This is a genomic window from Bacteroides sp. (genome assembly GCF_028690125.1).
Classification (GTDB): Bacteria; Bacteroidota; Bacteroidia; order Bacteroidales; family Bacteroidaceae; genus Bacteroides.
Window position 1 is genome coordinate 48,083 of record NZ_JAQVBV010000010.1, and the last position, 19,808, is coordinate 67,890.

The 19,808-nt window shown below is 38.2% G+C and carries 16 protein-coding genes and 1 tRNA gene; 10 read left to right on the top strand and 7 right to left on the bottom strand.

The window, feature by feature from the left end; translation table 11 throughout:
- Nucleotides 1-17 precede the first annotated feature (17 nt).
- Nucleotides 18-443, bottom strand: coding sequence for a hypothetical protein (locus tag PHO71_RS08750; protein ID WP_300201835.1), 426 nt, complete (start codon nucleotides 441-443; stop codon nucleotides 18-20).
- A 109-nt stretch (nucleotides 444-552) separates the two neighbouring features.
- Here PHO71_RS08750 and PHO71_RS08755 point away from each other — a divergent pair, with 109 nt between their 5' ends.
- The 4 genes from PHO71_RS08755 to PHO71_RS08770 all read left to right on the top strand — a co-directional run bounded on the left by PHO71_RS08755 (nucleotide 553) and on the right by PHO71_RS08770 (nucleotide 3,370).
- On the top strand, nucleotides 553-1,197 hold the full coding sequence (locus PHO71_RS08755; RefSeq protein WP_300201837.1) for a hypothetical protein: 645 nt from the start codon (nucleotides 553-555) through the stop codon (nucleotides 1,195-1,197).
- Nucleotides 1,194-2,057 carry a hypothetical protein gene (locus tag PHO71_RS08760; RefSeq protein WP_300201840.1) on the top strand — a complete coding sequence of 288 codons (864 nt, stop codon included), beginning with the start codon at nucleotides 1,194-1,196 and terminating at the stop codon, nucleotides 2,055-2,057. The genes PHO71_RS08755 and PHO71_RS08760 overlap by 4 nt, the downstream gene beginning before the upstream one ends.
- Nucleotides 2,058-2,301: 244 nt before the next feature.
- A tRNA-Glu gene (locus PHO71_RS08765) sits at nucleotides 2,302-2,373 on the top strand.
- 499 nt (nucleotides 2,374-2,872) lie between these two features.
- Entirely contained in the window at nucleotides 2,873-3,370 is a 498-nt protein-coding gene (locus PHO71_RS08770; RefSeq protein ID WP_300201842.1) for a hypothetical protein, read from the top strand.
- Nucleotides 3,371-3,377: 7 nt separating this feature from the next.
- Here the strand turns inward: PHO71_RS08770 and PHO71_RS08775 are convergent, their stop codons facing one another.
- On the bottom strand, nucleotides 3,378-4,115 hold the full coding sequence (locus PHO71_RS08775) for a DUF3845 domain-containing protein (protein WP_300202027.1): 738 nt from the start codon (nucleotides 4,113-4,115) through the stop codon (nucleotides 3,378-3,380).
- A 99-nt stretch (nucleotides 4,116-4,214) separates the two neighbouring features.
- On the opposite strand from PHO71_RS08775, the gene PHO71_RS08780 reads away from it, so the two are divergent.
- A complete protein-coding gene (locus PHO71_RS08780) occupies nucleotides 4,215-4,799 on the top strand; it encodes a Crp/Fnr family transcriptional regulator (RefSeq protein WP_300201845.1) in 585 nt (194 codons plus the stop codon).
- A gap of 26 nt (nucleotides 4,800-4,825) precedes the next feature.
- Here PHO71_RS08780 and PHO71_RS08785 read toward each other — a convergent pair whose 3' ends face one another.
- The 3 genes from PHO71_RS08785 to PHO71_RS08795 form a co-directional block, all read right to left on the bottom strand.
- Entirely contained in the window at nucleotides 4,826-5,728 is a 903-nt protein-coding gene (locus PHO71_RS08785) for an AraC family transcriptional regulator (protein ID WP_300201848.1), read from the bottom strand.
- A 178-nt stretch (nucleotides 5,729-5,906) separates the two neighbouring features.
- Complete coding sequence (locus PHO71_RS08790) at nucleotides 5,907-7,655, bottom strand: bifunctional UDP-sugar hydrolase/5'-nucleotidase (RefSeq protein ID WP_300201851.1); 1,749 nt, start codon at nucleotides 7,653-7,655, stop codon at nucleotides 5,907-5,909.
- Entirely contained in the window at nucleotides 7,652-9,547 is a 1,896-nt protein-coding gene (locus tag PHO71_RS08795) for a HAMP domain-containing sensor histidine kinase (protein WP_300202030.1), read from the bottom strand. Before PHO71_RS08795 ends, PHO71_RS08790 begins: the two co-directional genes overlap by 4 nt.
- Before the next feature lie 159 nt (nucleotides 9,548-9,706).
- Between PHO71_RS08795 and PHO71_RS08800 the strand changes: the two genes are divergently transcribed.
- Nucleotides 9,707-11,839: a Tex family protein gene (locus tag PHO71_RS08800; protein WP_300201854.1), complete on the top strand. Its 2,133-nt coding sequence runs from the start codon at nucleotides 9,707-9,709 to the stop codon at nucleotides 11,837-11,839.
- On the opposite strand, the gene PHO71_RS08805 is transcribed toward PHO71_RS08800, so the two are convergent.
- Complete coding sequence (locus PHO71_RS08805; protein ID WP_300201857.1) at nucleotides 11,811-12,707, bottom strand: CPBP family intramembrane glutamic endopeptidase; 897 nt, start codon at nucleotides 12,705-12,707, stop codon at nucleotides 11,811-11,813. The genes PHO71_RS08800 and PHO71_RS08805 overlap by 29 nt on opposite strands.
- A gap of 104 nt (nucleotides 12,708-12,811) precedes the next feature.
- On the opposite strand from PHO71_RS08805, the gene PHO71_RS08810 reads away from it, so the two are divergent.
- Nucleotides 12,812-13,861, top strand: a complete 1,050-nt coding sequence (locus PHO71_RS08810; protein ID WP_300201860.1) for a leucine-rich repeat domain-containing protein — start codon at nucleotides 12,812-12,814, stop codon at nucleotides 13,859-13,861.
- Nucleotides 13,862-13,957: 96 nt separating this feature from the next.
- On the opposite strand, the gene PHO71_RS08815 is transcribed toward PHO71_RS08810, so the two are convergent.
- A complete protein-coding gene (locus PHO71_RS08815) occupies nucleotides 13,958-15,577 on the bottom strand; it encodes an ABC-F family ATP-binding cassette domain-containing protein (protein WP_300201864.1) in 1,620 nt (539 codons plus the stop codon).
- A 198-nt stretch (nucleotides 15,578-15,775) separates the two neighbouring features.
- On the opposite strand from PHO71_RS08815, the gene PHO71_RS08820 reads away from it, so the two are divergent.
- The 3 genes from PHO71_RS08820 (at nucleotide 15,776) to PHO71_RS08830 (ending at nucleotide 19,796) form a co-directional block, all read left to right on the top strand.
- Complete coding sequence (locus PHO71_RS08820; RefSeq protein WP_300201867.1) at nucleotides 15,776-16,354, top strand: nucleotide exchange factor GrpE; 579 nt, start codon at nucleotides 15,776-15,778, stop codon at nucleotides 16,352-16,354.
- A gap of 53 nt (nucleotides 16,355-16,407) precedes the next feature.
- Nucleotides 16,408-17,595, top strand: a complete 1,188-nt coding sequence (dnaJ, locus tag PHO71_RS08825; protein WP_300201870.1) for a molecular chaperone DnaJ — start codon at nucleotides 16,408-16,410, stop codon at nucleotides 17,593-17,595.
- Between the two features lie 263 nt (nucleotides 17,596-17,858).
- Nucleotides 17,859-19,796 carry a hypothetical protein gene (locus PHO71_RS08830; protein ID WP_300201872.1) on the top strand — a complete coding sequence of 646 codons (1,938 nt, stop codon included), beginning with the start codon at nucleotides 17,859-17,861 and terminating at the stop codon, nucleotides 19,794-19,796.
- The last annotated feature ends 12 nt before the right edge of the window (nucleotides 19,797-19,808 follow it).

The window sequence follows — 19,808 nt, forward strand, 5'->3', positions numbered from 1 at the left end:
GAAATCTATTCATCGCATTAATCAATGATTTCATCTTCATCATAAAAATACCGCTCAATGATTTGTCGAACTCCGACTTCTTCCCATTTCTTGAATGACCAATCCGTGAAATGAGAAACGACAGAATTAATACCCATTCCAAGGTTATTCATAAAAGACTTAAATTCCGACTTGTTTTCCAAGCTTAGGAAGAATGTTTTCACATTATCAAGTACACTAGTATCCATCTGCTTCATGTGTACAAACTGGTATATCGCTTTGGTAGCACCTAAAAGCTCCCACTCTTTAAACCCGTCTCTAAAAAAACGGTTATAAGCTGTGCTACGACACATTCCATTCTTTTCCATAATGGAATATATTAATTCCTTATCTTCCGCAGAAAATAAAGAGGAAGTAGCGCACCCTCTACCATTTATAAGATTCTCAAACATTTCCTTCTTCATATCACGTTTATTTTTTAAATTTGTAAGGCAAATGTATATCAAATAATACAATAATAGTGTATTAAATGATATCTATTAACATTTATTATACACATAACAATAGTCAATTATGAGTTACTCGTACAACAAAGAAAAGTTTAAAGAGCTTATAGAATCAGGAGTAGTCACAAAAACATCTCTAAGAAGAATATGTGGTGGGAATAATTATTCTACAATCAATAGATGGATTGAAGGTGAAGATATATATATCGAAAGACTCCTTTCTGTTTGTAATGAATTTAATCTTGATTTAGCCGATTTTATTATTACTACTAGCGGAAGCACCAAACTACTTTTTAAGAACAAAGAACCCAACACAACACAACTCAACATTGACACATCGACAATAATTGAATATGAACGAAAAATAGCAGCATTACAAGTTGAAACACAAAAAGAACTTTCGAGAGAACGTGAAACTAAAATTAAAGAATTAGCCGCATTGGAACTCAAATTACATAAAGAAGCCATGGCTGAAATTGAAACAGAACGTTCAAATCTAAAAAACGAATATAATCAGGAGAAAAAACAAATTGAAGCAGACTTAAATAATCAACTTAAAGAAAAAAATCAAGAGATATTCGAATTAAAAAAACAATTAGCAGATGTTCAACTATCTTACAAAGAATTAGAGCTAGAATCTTATGCTAAAGGTATAAGAAAACCTTCAGCAGTAGCAGAATCACCCAAATCATATCAAAATAAAAAAGGATGAAAAGATATAAATACATTATATTCCTAATGACATTATTCACTCTCTATTCATGCGTAAATAAAATTAATGATGCTCAAGACGAGGAGTCATCTGTTGCAAAAATAATGTTCAAAATCAAAGAGTACGAACAAGAACCTTTTTCAGACAAAACAAGAGCTGTATTATCAAAAGCCTGTTCACACCTAACTTACATTGACTGTGTAAACGGAAAAGAAGAACAGAAAATAGATCAAACCTCTTCTGAAAATGGATTTGGAATTATCACTACCGACCTCTCATTTGGAACCCATGAGTTATTTTTCATTGGACACAACCAAGATAATTTAGATTTCAATATCAATAATTACAATTTATTATTTTCTAAGATAGGAGATACATTTACACACTACTTATCAATTGAAGTTAATCAAGACACTAAATCGTCACAATCAATATCTCTAGTTAGACAAGTTGCTAAATTCGAATTAGTAGCTACTGATGCAATTCCTACAAATATAACTTCACTATATATCGTTGCAACGAATGGTAGTACTACTTTAAATGCAAAAAACGGGAAAGGTGGAATAAAATCTATACAAAGTAAAACGATAAATATACCTATTAGTTTTATTGGAACAAAAAATAACACTTTCTCTTGTTATACTTTTTTGCCATCAAACGACTCCGCCGAAATGTCTTTCTCCGTTTCAGCCAAAGACAAAGATGGGAACATCATGTATTCGCATCAATTCGAAAATGTACCAATGGAAATTAATTCTATAACAAGATATAGTGGGATTTTCTTTAGTAACGAAATAAAATATACCGGAACAATAATTATTGATGATGAATGGAAGAATATTATTAATAACAATTTCTAAATTAACAATAGTTTCACAAGATCGGCATTATATAACTTATATTATACACAGATAATTACACAATATATGAATATAAAAGTGTAACATGTATTGTAACAGTATTAACATTTAAGTAACAATAGGACATCAATAACTAAATATTTAAAAGGAATATATATAGTAGAGAAACTCCCCCAGCTTCCGCAAATTCTCAAAAATAAAAGAGCTAAGTTTTATAGACTTGGCTCTTTTTAAATCTAAAATCGGTGGGTTCGTCTAACGGTTAGGACACATGCCTCTCACGCATGTAATACGAGTTCGATTCTCGTACCCACTACTAATTAACAACCAGGCAGTTATATATAAATATAACTGCTTTTTTTGTGCCATTTTATTTTTAAATTCCGCTTTTTGAGGCTAATAAGCAGTAATAGATTATATTCGGTATACAAATTCGGTGCAAATAATTTGTACTAAACAATACTATTTGAATAATAGAAATGGTTATCAAAACAATAATGTATCAAAGATTTACACCAGATTTGACATCAAGTAATTATCTTCCTCAGTAGTTTTCTTTTTGCTTGTTTTTTGTATAAATCTTCCCAATGATTGAATTCAAATATCTCAATATTTTTTCAAAAGACTGTCCGTCTTTTTATTTTTCTTCCCAATATTTGAAAAAAACATTGTTCATTATACTGCGCACCTCTTTAATATATCTGTATTTAGATTATTGCAGCAGCCTGAATGGAGCATAGTAAATTGATTAAACTCTTTTCTTCATTTGAACTTAAACTGTTCATTGAACGTTACTTTAAAATAAATACGCTAAAATGAGAACGATTATATTAATATTTACTCTGATGTTATCTATCGGCATAGTAGCTCAGGAACATCATCATTCCCGAAATGAATTTGGTATAAGTCCTGGTATAACTTATTCACCTTCACATCATAATTGGGGATTTGGAATACATGCACATTACTTCCGTACACTCGGAGATCACAGCCCATGGTCACTTGGAACAAGTTTAGAGCAAGTCTATGCACATGGTTCACATTGGACGATGAGCATAGGTGGCAAATACGAAATACTAGATAGGTTAAATTTGGCTGTAATGCCCGGTATTACATTCTTTGTTCGCAATCATGAACATGATCATGGAGAAGAACATGAACATAATAAAAAAGCACAATTTTCTACACATTTTGAAATATCCTACGACTTGATTCATTTAGAACATTTTCACCTGGGTCCGGCTATAGACTATTCATGGAGTAGACATGACAGTCACTTTTCAGTAGGAATTCATTGTGCCTATGGATTCTGATCGAATATTAAACAGTCTCCTCCTGCTCATAAATCTCAAGAAATGATTCTTTATCAATTCTTAAGCGTATCCTATTCTCACGCTTCTGTCCAGCCAGATTAACAAACATATTGAAATATAATTGACTAAAAGATAAATCAGAGCGATCATAACTAATATCAAAAGTACAAGTTCTACGGAAAGAATCAAAAGTGCCAAATTTCATTCCTCCCTTACACATGAATACTTCCGCAAAGAAAGAAGACGGCGGATATGGCTGAAACAAACTGGCTAGTTGAGCATATACATAATCTATCATCCATTCATCACCGGATAAAGTTAATTCACCCTTCAAACGAAGCTTAACCGCATATCTGGTTGTTACATCCGGAGAAGTATAAATAGGAACCTGACTCTTCTCCAAATAATTACCATTCTTATAACCAAGACTCATGTTTAATTTCGATTTTCCAACACCATTAAATCCGGATACCTCTTCATCAGCCAACTGATTTTTCAAATCAATCATAAAAGTCAATTTACCCAATGTTGGATTATTCGGATACTGTGCAACCGTATCTAGCACATAGTCCTCATTATTATAACTACGGATAATGGGTACTTGTCCCTCTTCAACTATCAAAGCCGGACCTCCTCTTTCTATTTCCACATCACCCACCGGATAATAAATAGCATCATTATCTTTAGTACAACCACAAAAACATAGCAGCAACACTGCCATTCCTATCATTTTTTTCATTACTATAAACTTCTTATTTCAGAAACAAAGATACATCTTTTTTGTTCCACACTTAATTTATGTCAATCGTTTTTAGTATTTTTGCACACACAAGACGGAAATGACATGGATACATTATTAAGAGAAACAGTAAATGCCGTTGTAAATTCCCGCTTCCCCGAAATGAGTACGGAAGGACGCCGGGAAATAGAAAAGATTTTAATTCGTGAAGAATACCCTAAAGGAGTGATTGCACTCAACGAAGGAGTGACAGCCAACGAAATTGTATTTGTTGGCAAGGGAATGCTCAGACAATATTATTATAAGAATGGAAAGGATGTTACTGAACATTTTTCATATGAGGGTTGTATCTTAATGTGTATAGAAAGCTTCCTGAAACGAATTCCTACCCGGCTAATGGTCGAAACTTTAGAACCCGTTGTCATTTATTTATTCCCTTATGACGAAATACAGAGACTGACAAAAGAAAACTGGGAGATCAATATGTTCTACCGGAAAATACTAGAATACTCCCTAATTGTGTCACAGATAAAAGCAGATTCATGGCGCTTCGAAACAGCACGCGAACGATACAACCTTCTTCTCGAAAAGCATCCTGAAATCATCAAACGAGCTCCTTTGGCAAATATAGCTTCTTACTTATTGATGACTCCAGAAACATTAAGTCGTGTACGCTCAGGAATATTATAATGTAGCCATAATAAAGATTCTTATAATCATCTGTTTTTACGATACTCCTTAGGAGAGACGCCTGCATAATGTTTAAAATATTTTCCGAAAAAAGATTGGTTAGCAAAGTTCAGTCGATCTGCTATCTCCTGTATATTCATACTTGTAGAATTCAAAAGAGCCTTTGCCTCCAATATCACAAACTCATCAATCCACTCTCCCACAGTTTTACCACTAATTTCTTTTACCACTCCCGAAAGATGTTTTGCTGTCATGCACAACTGATCAGCATAAAACTTCACACTGCGTTCAGACTGATATGACTGAATCAAAGATTCATAGAAATGCTCAAATATATACTCCTTACGGCTTTTATTTGATACATTAGAGGATACGACCGGAGCATGACTACGAAAAATATTATATAGTTCGAAAAAGAAACTCTGCATCAAGCCAACTACTACCTCCTTGCGATAAGCATCCTCTTTATTCTTTAAGCGCTTACGAATAAAAGAATAATAATCTAATAACAGTTCCTGTTCATTCGCTGTGAGATCGAGGCATGGATAATCTTTCAAATAGAAAAAAAGCGAAAGCATATTCCCCATTTTGGGCAATCCTTCCAGCAAGTTCTTGGATATTGCAAAAAATATTCCCTTGAAGTCACTGCTTACTTCCCGATTTTCAATAATCTGACTCGGTAATACTACCACCATCCTACCGGGAATCAATTCATAATCACGGAGACTTATATTAAAATTAGTATGTCCGTGCAAACAAAGTCCTATACTCAATACCTCCAATTTACTAGGACTATCGAACAGAGATATTATGCTCTCCGTATCAAAAATTGCTATATCATTATCTACAACATCAATATTAGCAGGATCAATATGTTTAGAATGAAGCACTGAAGAAACACCTATTTTAAAAACACTCTGGATATCCATATACTCTCTTTTTTAACGACAAATATACCAGTAGTTATCCAATTCCCAACTTAATGCCAAACGTAATCAGACAAAAAGAACATTTTCCCCAACTTTTTGACTATCTCTTAACAAAAGAATTGCCTGAAGATAAATCAACAGGCAGCTCATTCTTTTATCACCAAAAAGTAAACTGATATTATTTTTCTTTCCTCTTTTCAAAGAGAAAGCCATAATCCCGTCGAGCAGCCGGGATAGTCCATTCTTCAGGAGTAAATTTCCATTGATTTAAAGCTTGAGGGTCCAGAGTCCCCATCTTTTCAATATATTGCATCAAATAAAAGCGAAGATCTTTATCTGTAGAGAATATAATACGATCTTTCAACTTCTCCTGAGGAATACCTGCCCCTTTAGTCAACAGCTCACCACCTCCATTGCCACGATAAGAATTCAAAGCCACTTTATAAATCTTATCCATACGAAAAGGAGTACCATCTACCATACTGATAATAGTAATCTTCTCACCCTTAGGTTTAGTCACATCTACTGTATATATTATACCCGATGCAGAATCGAAATTAAAGCTGAAATTCTGTAAAGCAGCCCTATCCGCCGCACCCTCTTTAGACTTCTCTTTAAACCAAAGCAAGTGGTCATTTGGAGACTTCATCTGATTCGTCCACAAGTAATACGAATCTTCCAGATAATTCTTGATTTCTTTTCCGGATAAAGTCATCACATAAAGCATATTCTCATACTTATATAGATTAAACATATCACTGACATACACTTCTCCCTTCTTAATTTCCGCATCAAACGAAAGAGGCGCGGTAAAAGAGATATCAGCTCCGGTTATATCAAGTTGTAATCTATGAATCAGATCAATAAAAGCGGACGGTCCAAAGAAAGCAGGACGAGCTGAAATACTTTCCGTAAATGTGCCAATCTTCTTAGAAACAAAATTCTGTACCGCTTCATACTGAAGAGCAAAATGTTTCATAAAGTCTTTGCTTACTCCATAATCTTTCGTTTCTGTCAGTGCTCCCTGAATATCTTTATGCTGTATTTTACCATCTTTCAACTTCAAAGTTATATCCACATTAGAAAGTACGATACCATTATTGGCAGGATCAATAATCAATACAGAATCTCCTGCAACATTCATTATCTTCTTACACTCAGCTGCATGATCATGCCCCATCAACACAACATCAAAACCGGGAACATTCTTTGCCACCTGTAAAGACGCATTCTCATTATATTTATCCGATATTTTAAATGCCTTCTGTCCTGCGTGAAACAAACCAATAACCAAATCCGGATTTTCCTTTTCACGAATGATTTTCATCCATTTACGTGCTGTTTCTTCCATATCATCAAATCGGAGTCCCCTCCAAAGATTTTCCGAAAGCCATACCGGAATAGCAGGAGTAATCATACCAAGTACAACAATTTTCACCCCATCACGTTCCAGTACTTTATAAGGAGTTAAACGCGTTTCCCCTGTAGATGTATCAATAATATTAGCTCCCAACACAGGAAAATCACACGTTTGAATCCAACGGTCAAACACACTATGCCCCGTTTCCACATCATGATTTCCCATATTTCCGGCATCATACTTCATGAAATTCATCATTTCCGAGCATAGATGAGGAGATATTGTATCTATATAATTATAATAATAAGCCGTAGGCTGTCCCTGTAATATATCCCCATTATCCAACAAAATCAGATTCTCTTTATACTGCTCACGTTCTTTTTGAACGAAAGCATAGATCCGAGCCAAACTCCCTTGCCATTCCTCACGTGTAATAAAATTGTAAGGATAATAATTACCATGTACATCACTTGTTTGCACAATCTTCAGCTTCACTACCTTCTCTTGAGCTGTCACCGACAACACTAAGCAAAGAAGCCAGACACAAATACATACGTTTTTTTTCATTCTTTTTCTATATTAAGCGGATGTGAGAATACAAAACGTGCCCCTTCTGTATAATCAGGGTCGATCCATATACCACCTTTCCATTTATATATAATTAATTTACAAATAGATAATCCAAGTCCGGTTCCTTGCGCATACTCATTCAATTTTTCGAAGCGTTCGAATACCAGCTTTTGTTTTTCTTTAGGAATACCGGATCCAGTATCTGTTACCGCAAATATCGCCATCTTTTTCTGTTCATCGATAGAAAAATCCAACGTAATCTTCCCATTCTTAGTAAACTTATCCGCATTCGACATCAGATTGATAATCACTTGTTGCATACGTTGTACATCGGTTTCCATCTGAAAAGTCTCATAACTACTATTGAACAGGAACTGATTATCTGATGACTGGCGGGAGAAACTTACAGATGCCACCACCTGCTTACATAGCTGCACTATATCACAATACTCCCAGGTTAAAGTCACCCGATTAGCCTCCAGACGCGAAAGATCCAAAATATCATTAATCAGACGAAGCAGCAGATCGGAATTGGTTTTAATTATTTTATAATAAGATTGTCGATCTTCCTCAGTACTGTCACCTATTGATAAGACGTCTGAGAAACCAACAATTGAATTCAGTGGTGTACGTATCTCATGGCTCATATTAGCTAGGAAAGCACTCTTAAGACGATTGGATTCCTCAGCCCTATCCTTTGCAATGCGCAAATCTTTCTCTGAATTCAGTAACTCGTCTTTCAAACGCTTCGTTCGAAAATAATAAAAAAGTGAGATACATAATCCCAATACTAATATAACAAAAGCAGAACACGCCATCCATATCTGATAAGTATACTGCTGATAGAAAGTAACAGGCTGATTAACAATCTGCACATTGAAAGGGAGAATATCAGGATTCAATCCCAATTCTTTCACTTTATGGCTATCCAATACAGCCTTACTCCCAATGACAGTGAGATGCTGCAAAGTATCCTCCGGATTCTCGTCAATCTCCATAGAAGCCGCAGCCATTTCACCTCCAACCTTTTTATAATCCGGTAGTACACCACCAATAGCCCAGTAACCTAGTCCTACGGAAGAAGGCGTAAAGACAGGAATCTTAGGTGCCGCTTCCATCATGGCATAAGTTGCATTCCGCATAAAATACCCTTCATTCATATCTACCCGCCAGGTTCCCACCATAATTACCGTATTTTCGGGTAATTGACGTAATTCTTCGACAATTGTATAAATGGTATGTTGTCGTCCGTCTAAAAGAATCAAATTCAAGTCGGGAAACTTCCTCATCTCTTTCCGCACCAACGCCTGCATCGTCACTCCACCGTAAGTATTATCCGAAATGAAAACTATATTCTCAGTACCCGGGTAAAAACACCGAATCATCCGAATATTATCTTCAATATTATATTGGTAAATAAAACCCGATTTTAATTCAGGAATATGGATATGGTCACTGAAAACATCCACAGACTCAGGCAACCACGTATTTAAGGAAGAAACTGTATCTTCCGGCAGTATCACTATATTACTACTGGTCAAGCTACACATCACCGGGACTTTCACCTGCATGGAGTCGCGTTGTGAAAGATATGCGGCCCATGCTTCCTGCCCTAAAAGAATAATTTGTGCCGGATACTTTTCTCCTTGGTATTTTGAAAGAATTTCAGTCATCATATCACTCCAAAGAGGAGATTCCGAGAAACTCTTACAGTTCATGTTTTCAATGATAATATCACGTTTTCCCCCTAACTTTTCGTACTCGTCCATATAATCCGAAATAGTTGCAGAAGTCTGGTAGGACGCCGGATTGTAAGAACAGATAATCAAAATAGGATTTTTGTCCTTAGAAACAGCCCGTAGGTTAGCGGACTGAAAAAGAAAAAACATACATACAATCAGGTATCCTATATATCTTACCCAAGCTGACATACTTACATAGTTTTGATGTGTAACCTTTTATTTTATCCTGCAAATATAATAAAACTTGTTGGCTATAATAGATTTATATGTATTTTTGTCGTTTATTTATTTTCAAAAAAAATATTTATGGAATTATTTCACAAAATGATTTCCGGACTGTTAGGAATACCGGAAAAACAAATTAGCAGCACCCTCCATCTTCTAACAGAAGGTGCTACTATTCCTTTCATCAGCCGTTATCGAAAAGAAGCAACAGGCGGACTGGATGAAGTACAAATCGAGAATATCAAAGAACAACATGACAAGTTGTGCGATATAGCCAAAAGAAAAGAAACAATTCTCAGTACAATCAGCGAGCAAGACAAACTAACTCCTGAACTCAAGAAGCGTATCAACGATACCTGGAACCCGACGGAACTGGAAGATATCTACCTGCCCTATAAGCCCAAACGCAAAACACGAGCAGAAGTAGCTCGTCAGAAAGGCTTGGAACCTCTTGCCATGATTATAATGTTGCAAAGAGAAAACAACCTCACCGCCAAAGCTGTCACTTTCGTCAAAGGTGAAGTAAAAGATGTAGAAGACGCACTGAAAGGTGCACGCGATATCATTGCTGAACAAGTAAATGAAGACGAACGAGCCCGAAATGCAATTCGTAATCAATTCAACCGCCAAGGACAAATCACTGCCAAAGTCGTGAAAGGAAAAGAGGAAGAAGCAGCCAAATACCGGGATTATTTTGACTTTTCCGAATCACTGAAACGTTGTACCTCACATCGGCTCCTAGCCATCCGCAGAGCAGAGTCAGAAGGTTTATTAAAAGTCTCTATCAGTCCGGATGACGAAGAATGTATCGAACGCCTGGAACGGCAATTTGTACATGGCAATAGCGAATGTAGCCGTCAAGTGAACGAAGCAGTTACAGATGCCTATAAACGACTCCTCAAGTCGTCTATTGAAACAGAATTTGCCGCTCAATCCAAAGAGAAAGCAGATGAAGAAGCTATCCGCGTATTTACAGAGAACTTACGCCAGCTTTTACTTGCCGCTCCACTAGGACAAAAGCGGGTACTCGCCATTGATCCCGGATTTCGCACAGGATGTAAAGTGGTTTGTCTTGATGCCCAAGGTAACTTATTGCATAATGAAAACATTTATCCGCATCCCCCCGTTAGCAAGACCGGAGAAGCAGCTTCCAAACTTCGAAAAATGATAGAAGCCTATCAGATTGAAGCAATTTCGATTGGCAATGGAACAGCAAGCCGCGAAACAGAAGATTTCATCAATCAGCAAACATTCGACCGTCAGATTCCTATATTCGTAGTCAGCGAACAAGGTGCTTCCATCTACTCAGCTTCTAAAATTGCTCGTGATGAGTTCCCCGACTATGACGTAACCGTACGCGGAGCTGTCTCCATCGGTCGTCGTCTCATGGACCCTCTGGCAGAACTTGTTAAAATCGATCCAAAGTCTATTGGTGTAGGACAATATCAACATGATGTAGACCAAACAAAACTGAAAAAAGCTCTTGATCAGACTGTTGAAAACTGTGTAAACCTGGTCGGTGTAAATCTGAACACAGCTAGCAGCCATCTTCTGATATACATTTCTGGTTTAGGACCTCAACTTGCACAAAACATCGTAAACTATCGTGCTGAAAATGGAGCTTTTACTTCCCGCAAGGAATTAATGAAAGTCCCCCGAATGGGTGCTAAAGCATTTGAACAGTGTGCCGGATTTCTTCGGATTCCCGGAGTCAAAAATCCTTTGGACAATACCGCAGTACACCCGGAAAGTTATTACATTGTGGAACAAATGGCCAAAGATCTGAAATGTACTGTCAGCGAATTGCTAGCCAGTAAAGAACTTCGGCAGAAAATCAATATCTCCAATTACATCACCCAAACTATTGGTCTGCCAACCCTGCAAGATATTATGCAGGAACTCGACAAACCGGGACGTGACCCACGTAAGACTATTAGAGTATTCGAATTCGATAAAAATGTACGTACCATTGCAGACTTGCGTGAAGGTATGATTCTGCCTGGCATCGTAGGAAACATTACAAATTTCGGAGCATTCGTCGATATAGGAATTAAAGAGAATGGACTTGTACATCTCTCCCAATTAGCAGAACGATATATATCTGATCCGACAGAAATTGTATCAATCCACCAACACGTCATGGTAAAAGTCATAAACGTGGATACCGACCGAAAACGAATTCAGCTTAGCATGATCGGGATACCGCAAGACTAATAGCCTCGCGCTTCTCTCCCCACCAAATAATCAGAATAGTAAATACAATCATAAGTACAGTACAAATGAGCGAGCCTTCAAACCCGAAGGCTCCGCCATTTAGTACGTTCTCTTCGGGCAAATGCAGAGTCAGCATCGAAGTACCAAAATTATTACCACTCACTTCATAACCCAACACCGGACCCTGTATCCAGTTCCAGAAAAGATGCAGTGACAGAGGAAAACAAAGGTTACGAGTATATAAGAAAGTAGCACCAAGAAGCATTCCGGCAAGTACCAGATTTAACATGGGTAAAAAAGCAATATTCGGATTAAAAAGGTGCATAAAAGCAAACACCAAAGAAGAGATTAAAAGAGAAAGAAACTTATTTAGCTTTGTATACATTAACCTACCCAAAATATAACCGCGCATCATAATCTCCTCAGTCAGGGCAACCAACAAGAAAAAGCAAAAAGTCCAAACTAATGTAAGTAGGTCAAATTGAAAGCCAGTTACTTCTACCAGTCCAAAAGCAAAAGACAAGCCAAAACCAATCATATATAGCACAACGGCTAACAGTGCACCATACCATATTCCTTCCATATGTCCTTTGAGAGACAACCCTAAATCAGAAAAAGGACGACGCTCAAAATAAAGCAAAATAATAACAGAAGAAAGAACAGCCAAAAGCATACAAGACTCCATTATTATATACTTCCACATCTCTGTTTTCATCACTCCTTCCCCAACAGTCATCGCTAATCCCCATTTTACGATCGTACTATACAGGCCAAAAAATATAAAAAGTCCCACTACCATTAGCAAGATACATACCCATGCTGGGATACGTTGAGATTCCTTCTTTTCAATCAATTCTTCCACTTTCATCCTTTTATAATGTGTTATCAGGTTGCAAAATTAGATATAAAACATAAAATAACGTCGTATTTTACCTATTTTTCCTATATTTGTCTGAACAAATCTGCTTAATTATGAAAATTAGACAACTACTGATAAGCTTTTTATTGGCTACCAATGTTTTGGGAGCAGCCTCACAAGTGAGTAAGACCTATTATGTCAGCAAACCCGGCACACTTATTTCCATGATGACTCAAGAGGAAGCAAACAGTGTAACACACCTTACACTAACGGGTAAATTGAACGCAGAAGACTTCAGGCATCTCAGAGATGAATTTGCCAGTCTGAAAGTACTGGATATATCCAATGTTGAAATAAAGATGTATAGTGGAAAAGCCGGTACATATCCGGACGGAAAGTTCTATATGTATATGCCCAACTTTATTCCGGCTTATGCTTTCTCAAATGTTGTAAACGGTGTAACGAAAGGAAAGCAAACTCTTGAAAAAGTGATTCTTTCCGAAAAGACCAAAAATATAGAAGATGCAGCATTCAAAGGATGTGAAAACCTGAAAATCTGTCAGATCCGAAAAAAGACAGCGCCCAACCTCTTACCGGAAGCATTAGCAGACAGTATCACCGCAATCTTTATTCCATTAGGCAGCAGTGATGAATACCGCAATAAAAACAGATGGGAAAAATTTGCTTTTATCGAAGGAGACCCGGTAGAAACAACACTACAAGTAGGAGCAATGGGTACCTTAGAGAATGAAATTATTAGTGCCGGCTTACAGCCGAAAGATATCAACTTTCTGACTATTGAAGGAAAGCTCGACAATGCAGATTTCAAACTAATGCGTGACTATATGCCTAACTTAGTAGCAATCGATATTTCAAATACAAATGTTACTACTATTCCTGATTTTACTTTCTCACAAAAAAAATACTTGCTAAGAATCAAGTTACCACATAATCTTAAGTCAATCGGCCAGCGGGTATTCAGCAATTGCGGACGTCTTTGCGGTACATTAGAGTTACCGGCCAGCGTGACAGCCATTGAGTATGGAGCATTCATGGGATGTGACAATCTCCGCTACGTTGCGGCTACAAGCAATAAAATCACTACGTTAGGCGATGATTTGTTTGGAGCAAATGTTCCCAGCAAACTGATTTATAAAAAGTAATTCCCGAATATAACTCGGGCTGAAAGCCAAACTAATAATCAATCAGATTATGATTAGTTGAGCTTTCAGCCCGTATTTTATTTATTACCGTAATCCTTATTTATCACCATACATTTTCGCTCTAAGCTCCTTGATGTGATCAGAAGTGATATATTCGTCATATTCCATCATCTTATCAATAATACCATTCGGAGTCAATTCAATAATACGGTTCGCAACCGTCTGAATAAATTCATGGTCATGAGACGAGAAGAGAATATTTCCCTTATATGATTTCAGATTATTGTTAAATGCCTGAATCGATTCCAGATCCAAGTGGTTAGTCGGAGTATCCAGAATCAGACAATTCGCATTCCTAAGCTGCATACGAGCAATCATACAACGCATTTTTTCACCTCCGGAAAGCACATTTACTTTTTTCAAAACATCCTCTCCTGAAAACAACATACGACCGAGGAAGCCCTTCATATATACTTCATTACCTTCCCCAAACTGACCTAACCAATCTACCAGATTCAAATCCGTATCAAAGAAATTAGTATTATCCACAGGTAAGTAAGCTGTTGTAATCGTCACTCCCCAGTTAAAGTGTCCGGTATCGGGCTTTATATTTCCATTGATAATTTCAAAGAATGCTGTCATCGCACGCGGATTACGTGATAAGAATACAATTTTGTCTCCCTTTTCCACGTTGAAGTTCACGTCATTGAACAATACAACACCTTCCTCTGTCTTTTTACTCAATCCCGATACCTCCAATATCTGGTTACCCGGTTCACGTTCCGGAGTAAAGATAATACCCGGATACTTACGAGAAGAAGGTTTGATTTCTTCAATATTCAGCTTTTCAAGCATCTTCTTACGGCTTGTAGTTTGCTTACTCTTCGCTACGTTAGCACTGAATCGACGGATAAACTCTTCCAACTCTTTCTTTTTCTCTTCCGCCTTTGCCTTCTGATTCTGTTGCTGGCGAAGAGCCAACTGGCTGGATTCATACCAGAAACTATAGTTACCGGCGAATAGATTAATCTTTCCGTAGTCAATATCAACAGTATGTGTACAAACGGAATCGAGAAAGTGACGGTCGTGGCTTACTACCAATACAGTATGCTCAAAATTCGAAAGATACTCTTCCAACCAAGTTACTGTTTCCATGTCCAAATCATTGGTCGGTTCATCCAATAAAAGGTTATCAGGGTTACCATACAATGCCTGTGCTAGCATCACACGCACCTTTTCTTTACCACTCAGTTCACCCATCAATGTATAATGCTTATCTTCCTTAATTCCCAATCCGCTCAACAGCATGGCAGCATCACTCTCAGCATTCCACCCGTCAAGTTCAGCAAATTTTTCTTCCAGTTCGGAAACTTTCAATCCATCCTCATCTGTAAAATCTTCTTTGGCATACAACACTTCACGCTGCTTCATGATATCCCACAAAACAGTATGCCCCATCATTACGGTATCCATTACTGTATAGGCGTCCCACTTAAAGTGGTCCTGGCTCAATACCGAAAGGCGTTCGCCCGGTCCTAAAGCGATAGTACCGGTAGTAGCATCCAAATCTCCATAAATCGTGCGGAGAAACGTAGATTTTCCTGCACCGTTGGCACCGATAATACCATAACAGTTACCACTCGTAAACTTTAGGTTCACGTCATTAAACAACACCCTTTTACCAAACTGTACCGAAACGTTTGAAACTGTAATCATCTTCTATTATTTACTATTTTACTAGTTATTTACTATTTGAGGGTGCAAAGGTAGACATTTAAAATGAATAATGAACTATTAGGAATGTGCCAATCTGACATAAAAGTATTACCTTTGCAGCGTTTTTTGGCAAAACCGCCATATTGGCAAAGTTTTTGCTTAACATTTTGATATTATGAACAAAAAATAGATTAAGATATGGACCCTAAAGAAAAAAAAGTAAAAGAAGAAGAACTGAACGTTGAAGAAACTCAGGATACAGCGGACCAACCTCAGAACGAACAATCGGAAGAAGCTAGTTCGCAGACTCCTGAAGAAAAGCTGGAAAAAGAACTCGAAGAAGCAAATGCTACCATCGAAGAACAGAAAGACAAATACCTGCGTCTTTCAGCTGAATTCGACAACTATCGTAAACGTACTATGAAGGAAAAGGCTGAACTGATCCTGAATGGTGGCGAAAAAAGTATAAGCAGTATTTTGCCTGTAATTGATGACTTTGAACGTGCAATTAAAACAATGGAGTCAGCTAAAGATGTCAATGCTGTAAAAGAGGGTGTCGAACTAATCTACAATAAGTTTATGACGGTTCTGGGACAAAACGGAGTAAAAGTAATCGAAACAATAAACCAACCATTGGATACTGATTATCATGAAGCAATCGCCGTTATTCCTGCACCATCTAAAGAACAGAAGGGAAAAATCCTGGATTGTGTACAAACCGGATATACATTAAATGACAAAGTGATTCGCCATGCCAAAGTGGTAGTTGGGGAATAGTTATTTAAAGGATGATGGATAATGAATAATGATTGGCTGAAAACAAAATAAAGATGGCAGAAAAAAGAGATTATTATGAAGTGCTGGAAGTATCGAAGACAGCCACAGTAGAAGAAATTAAAAAAGCCTACCGTAAAAAAGCAATTCAATTTCACCCTGACAAGAACCCGGGTGATAAAGTTGCGGAAGAGAAATTTAAGGAGGCAGCCGAGGCCTATGATGTATTAAGTAGCCCGGACAAACGTTCGCGTTATGACCAGTTCGGTCATGCGGGAGTAAGTGGTGCCGCAGGTAATGGCGGTCCGTTCGGAGGTTTCGGTGGCGAAGGTATGTCAATGGATGATATCTTCTCCATGTTTGGTGACATCTTTGGAGGCCGTAGCGGTGGATTCGGTGGCGGATTTGGTGGTTTCGGCGGATTTGGTGGTGGTGGCAGTACTCAGCAACGTCGTTACCGTGGCAGCGATCTTCGTGTGAAGGTGAAGCTGACTTTAAAAGAAATCTCAACAGGAGTAGAAAAGAAGTTCAAACTAAAAAAATATGTACCGTGTAATCATTGTCATGGCACAGGCGCTGAGGGAGATGGCGGTTCGGAAACTTGTCCGACCTGTAAAGGTAGCGGTTCAGTAATCCGTAATCAACAGACCATTCTTGGAACGATGCAAACCCGTGCCACCTGTCCTACCTGTAACGGTGAAGGTAAAATCATCAAAAATAAGTGTAACGAGTGTGGAGGAGACGGTATTATTTATGGTGAAGAAGTAGTAACCGTACAAATTCCTGCAGGAGTAGCAGAAGGTATGCAACTTTCCATGAGTGGAAAAGGAAATGCCGGTAAGCATAACGGTGTACCTGGAGACTTACTGATTCTTGTAGAAGAAGAAGCGCATCCGGATTTGATTCGTGATGACAACGATTTGATCTATAACCTACTATTAAGTTTTCCTACTGCAGCATTAGGCGGTGCAGTGGAAATTCCGACAATCGACGGAAAGGTAAAAGTAAAAATCGATTCAGGTACACAGCCAGGAAAAGTTCTTCGTTTACGTGGCAAAGGTGTACCTAACGTGAATGGTTACGGAACAGGAGACCTATTGGTAAATATCAGTATTTATGTACCGGAAACTCTGAATAAGGAAGAAAAAAGTATGCTCGAAAAAATCGACGATTCTGATAACTTTAAGCCCAGTTCCAACGTAAAAGAGAAAATATTCAAGAAATTCAAAAGTTTCTTTGACTAAAAACTTTATAATGTTTTTCAGGTCGAAAGTTTCTATTTGATACGAGGATATCTCAAAATCCTACAATCACTATCTTTTAGGCACGGATTACACGGAATACACAGTTTTGTAAATCAAAGAACTGTGAAATCTGCGAAATCCGTGCCTAAATAGCTTATATGAAGAGCCTGTTTTTATTTCCCACACAGTTCCATTTTTTTAGTACAAAATAAAATAAAAACCTTACCTTTGCTTCCAGCTGTCATACTAAACTGCTATATATTATGAAATTACACCTTGTTTACACCTTATTACTGTCTTTCTGGGCAGTCATGACCGTCGCCAATCCACCAAGCAGCCACGGTATCCATTTTTATTCCTCTCGTGAGATGTCCGGTGGTAAAATCGCCATTCACGACATCAATTCTAAAATGCCTGCTGATTGGAGTGGCTACAATTATGTGATCATCGAAATGAAAATATCAACCTCACAACGTTTTCATCTGGGATTCACCACGTCACATGGTTATGACGAAGTACGTATACACTCCTATGCTCCCGGACAATGGAACCGTTTGGCTATTCCCATCCGTTTCTTTACCGATCATCCCTCCTCCGCAGTTGATATGGCCGCAACTTACAACCAACCACGTTACACAGGCTGGATAAATATAGGAGGCAACGTTGGTCCTATGACAAAAGTCGATTCAATTGGAGCACGTATGCGTGCACCAATCGGCGACCAAACCATCGAAATTCGTAATATCGAATTGTCTGTCAATGATCCGGGAGATACTTATTTAGGGAAGATCCCTGCACTTGACGAATTCGGGCAATCTAATTTAGTCGATTATCCCGATAAAATACATTCCTTGAATAAACTTAAGAAAGTGTGGAGAGCTGAAGAACAAGAAAAAGTATCGGCTGAAAAACTTTATGGTTATTCGAAATTTGGCGGCTACAAAGCTCATCGCGTCAAAAGTACAGGGTTCTTCCGTACCGAATGCATTGACGGGCGCTGGTGGTTTGTCGATCCCGAAGGCTACCTGTTCCTTTCGGTAGGTGTTGATTGCATATATAATTCAGGAGGTGGGTCAGTACGCAATGTTGAAAAACGAGAAAATATGCTAAAACAACTCCCACCGGAGAAATTCATTCGCAAGACAGATTCACGCGACGGTACGATAGCAAGCTATGATGCCTGGAATCTTGAACGGCGTTATGGTGAGGACAACTTCGCAAAAGCAGCTGAAACCACATTTAAACGCATGGACAAATGGGGCGTGAACACCATTGGCAACTGGTCGGACAAACGTCTGGAGCAAATGAATCAAAAAGCATTCATGTGTACCCTCTATCCTGCCGGCGCCGATGCAACGCTAATGGGCTTGGGAAATATTTACGAAGAGAATTTTCACGAGAAATTAGAACGTTCAATGCGTCACACCATTGACCCTAATCGCAATAATCCATGGTTGATCGGCTACTTTATGGGCAATGAGCCTGTTTGGATTGGACAAGAGCAACGCGTATGCGAACTCATAATCGACGGCCCTGAAAGAGGGATTAAAAATGCCCTGAAAGAATACTTAACGCAGCATGGTGATACTCCTGAAACACGCAAAGCATTTATTTATGATGCATTCCGCCGCTATATCCAAGAATTGAAAGCCATGCAAATGAAACTCGATCCTAATCATCTCAATCTTGGGTACCGTTTTGGTGACATATACGCCGTAAACGGCAAGTTAATGGATATTTGTAGTCAAGTATTCGATGTCATCAGTTTCAATTGCTACGCTCTTGCCCCTGATAACAAAATGATGGACCGTGTATTGGCAGAGTCAGGTCGTCCAATGATCATTGGTGAATTCCATTTCGGAACGGTTGATCGGGGACAGGGACAATCTCTTTGGCAAGTCGATTCACAGAAAGAACGCGGAATAGCGTACAGATATTATGTGGAAAACGGATACGCTCACCCGGGACTTATAGGTACAGCCTATTTCACATGGTACGATCAGGAAATACTCGGCCGTATGGATGGCGAAAACTACAACTGTGGTTGTATAGATGTCACCGACCGTCCATACAAAGAGCAAACTGAAGCAATGAAGACTTCTGCCAAAAGACTTTATGCTATCCATTCGGGTAACGAATTCCCCTATTCGGAAAAACCTGTCCGCCCACGTGGACATGATCACGGCCCCGACAAGTGGTAAAACCTAATAAAC

Coding starts and splice junctions, on each gene's coding strand:
- PHO71_RS08790 (WP_300201851.1), bottom strand. CDS start 7,655: ATGAAAAAAAACGTATGTATTTGTGTCTGGCTTCTTTGCTTAGTGTTG.
- dnaJ (WP_300201870.1), top strand. CDS start 16,408: ATGGCAGAAAAAAGAGATTATTATGAAGTGCTGGAAGTATCGAAGACA.
- PHO71_RS08800 (WP_300201854.1), top strand. CDS start 9,707: ATGGAATTATTTCACAAAATGATTTCCGGACTGTTAGGAATACCGGAA.
- PHO71_RS08810 (WP_300201860.1), top strand. CDS start 12,812: ATGAAAATTAGACAACTACTGATAAGCTTTTTATTGGCTACCAATGTT.
- PHO71_RS08750 (WP_300201835.1), bottom strand. CDS start 443: ATGAAGAAGGAAATGTTTGAGAATCTTATAAATGGTAGAGGGTGCGCT.
- PHO71_RS08805 (WP_300201857.1), bottom strand. CDS start 12,707: ATGAAAGTGGAAGAATTGATTGAAAAGAAGGAATCTCAACGTATCCCA.
- PHO71_RS08795 (WP_300202030.1), bottom strand. CDS start 9,547: ATGTTTTTTCTTTTTCAGTCCGCTAACCTACGGGCTGTTTCTAAGGAC.
- PHO71_RS08785 (WP_300201848.1), bottom strand. CDS start 5,728: ATGGATATCCAGAGTGTTTTTAAAATAGGTGTTTCTTCAGTGCTTCAT.
- PHO71_RS08830 (WP_300201872.1), top strand. CDS start 17,859: ATGAAATTACACCTTGTTTACACCTTATTACTGTCTTTCTGGGCAGTC.
- PHO71_RS08755 (WP_300201837.1), top strand. CDS start 553: ATGAGTTACTCGTACAACAAAGAAAAGTTTAAAGAGCTTATAGAATCA.
- PHO71_RS08770 (WP_300201842.1), top strand. CDS start 2,873: ATGAGAACGATTATATTAATATTTACTCTGATGTTATCTATCGGCATA.
- PHO71_RS08780 (WP_300201845.1), top strand. CDS start 4,215: ATGGATACATTATTAAGAGAAACAGTAAATGCCGTTGTAAATTCCCGC.
- PHO71_RS08820 (WP_300201867.1), top strand. CDS start 15,776: ATGGACCCTAAAGAAAAAAAAGTAAAAGAAGAAGAACTGAACGTTGAA.
- PHO71_RS08760 (WP_300201840.1), top strand. CDS start 1,194: ATGAAAAGATATAAATACATTATATTCCTAATGACATTATTCACTCTC.
- PHO71_RS08815 (WP_300201864.1), bottom strand. CDS start 15,577: ATGATTACAGTTTCAAACGTTTCGGTACAGTTTGGTAAAAGGGTGTTG.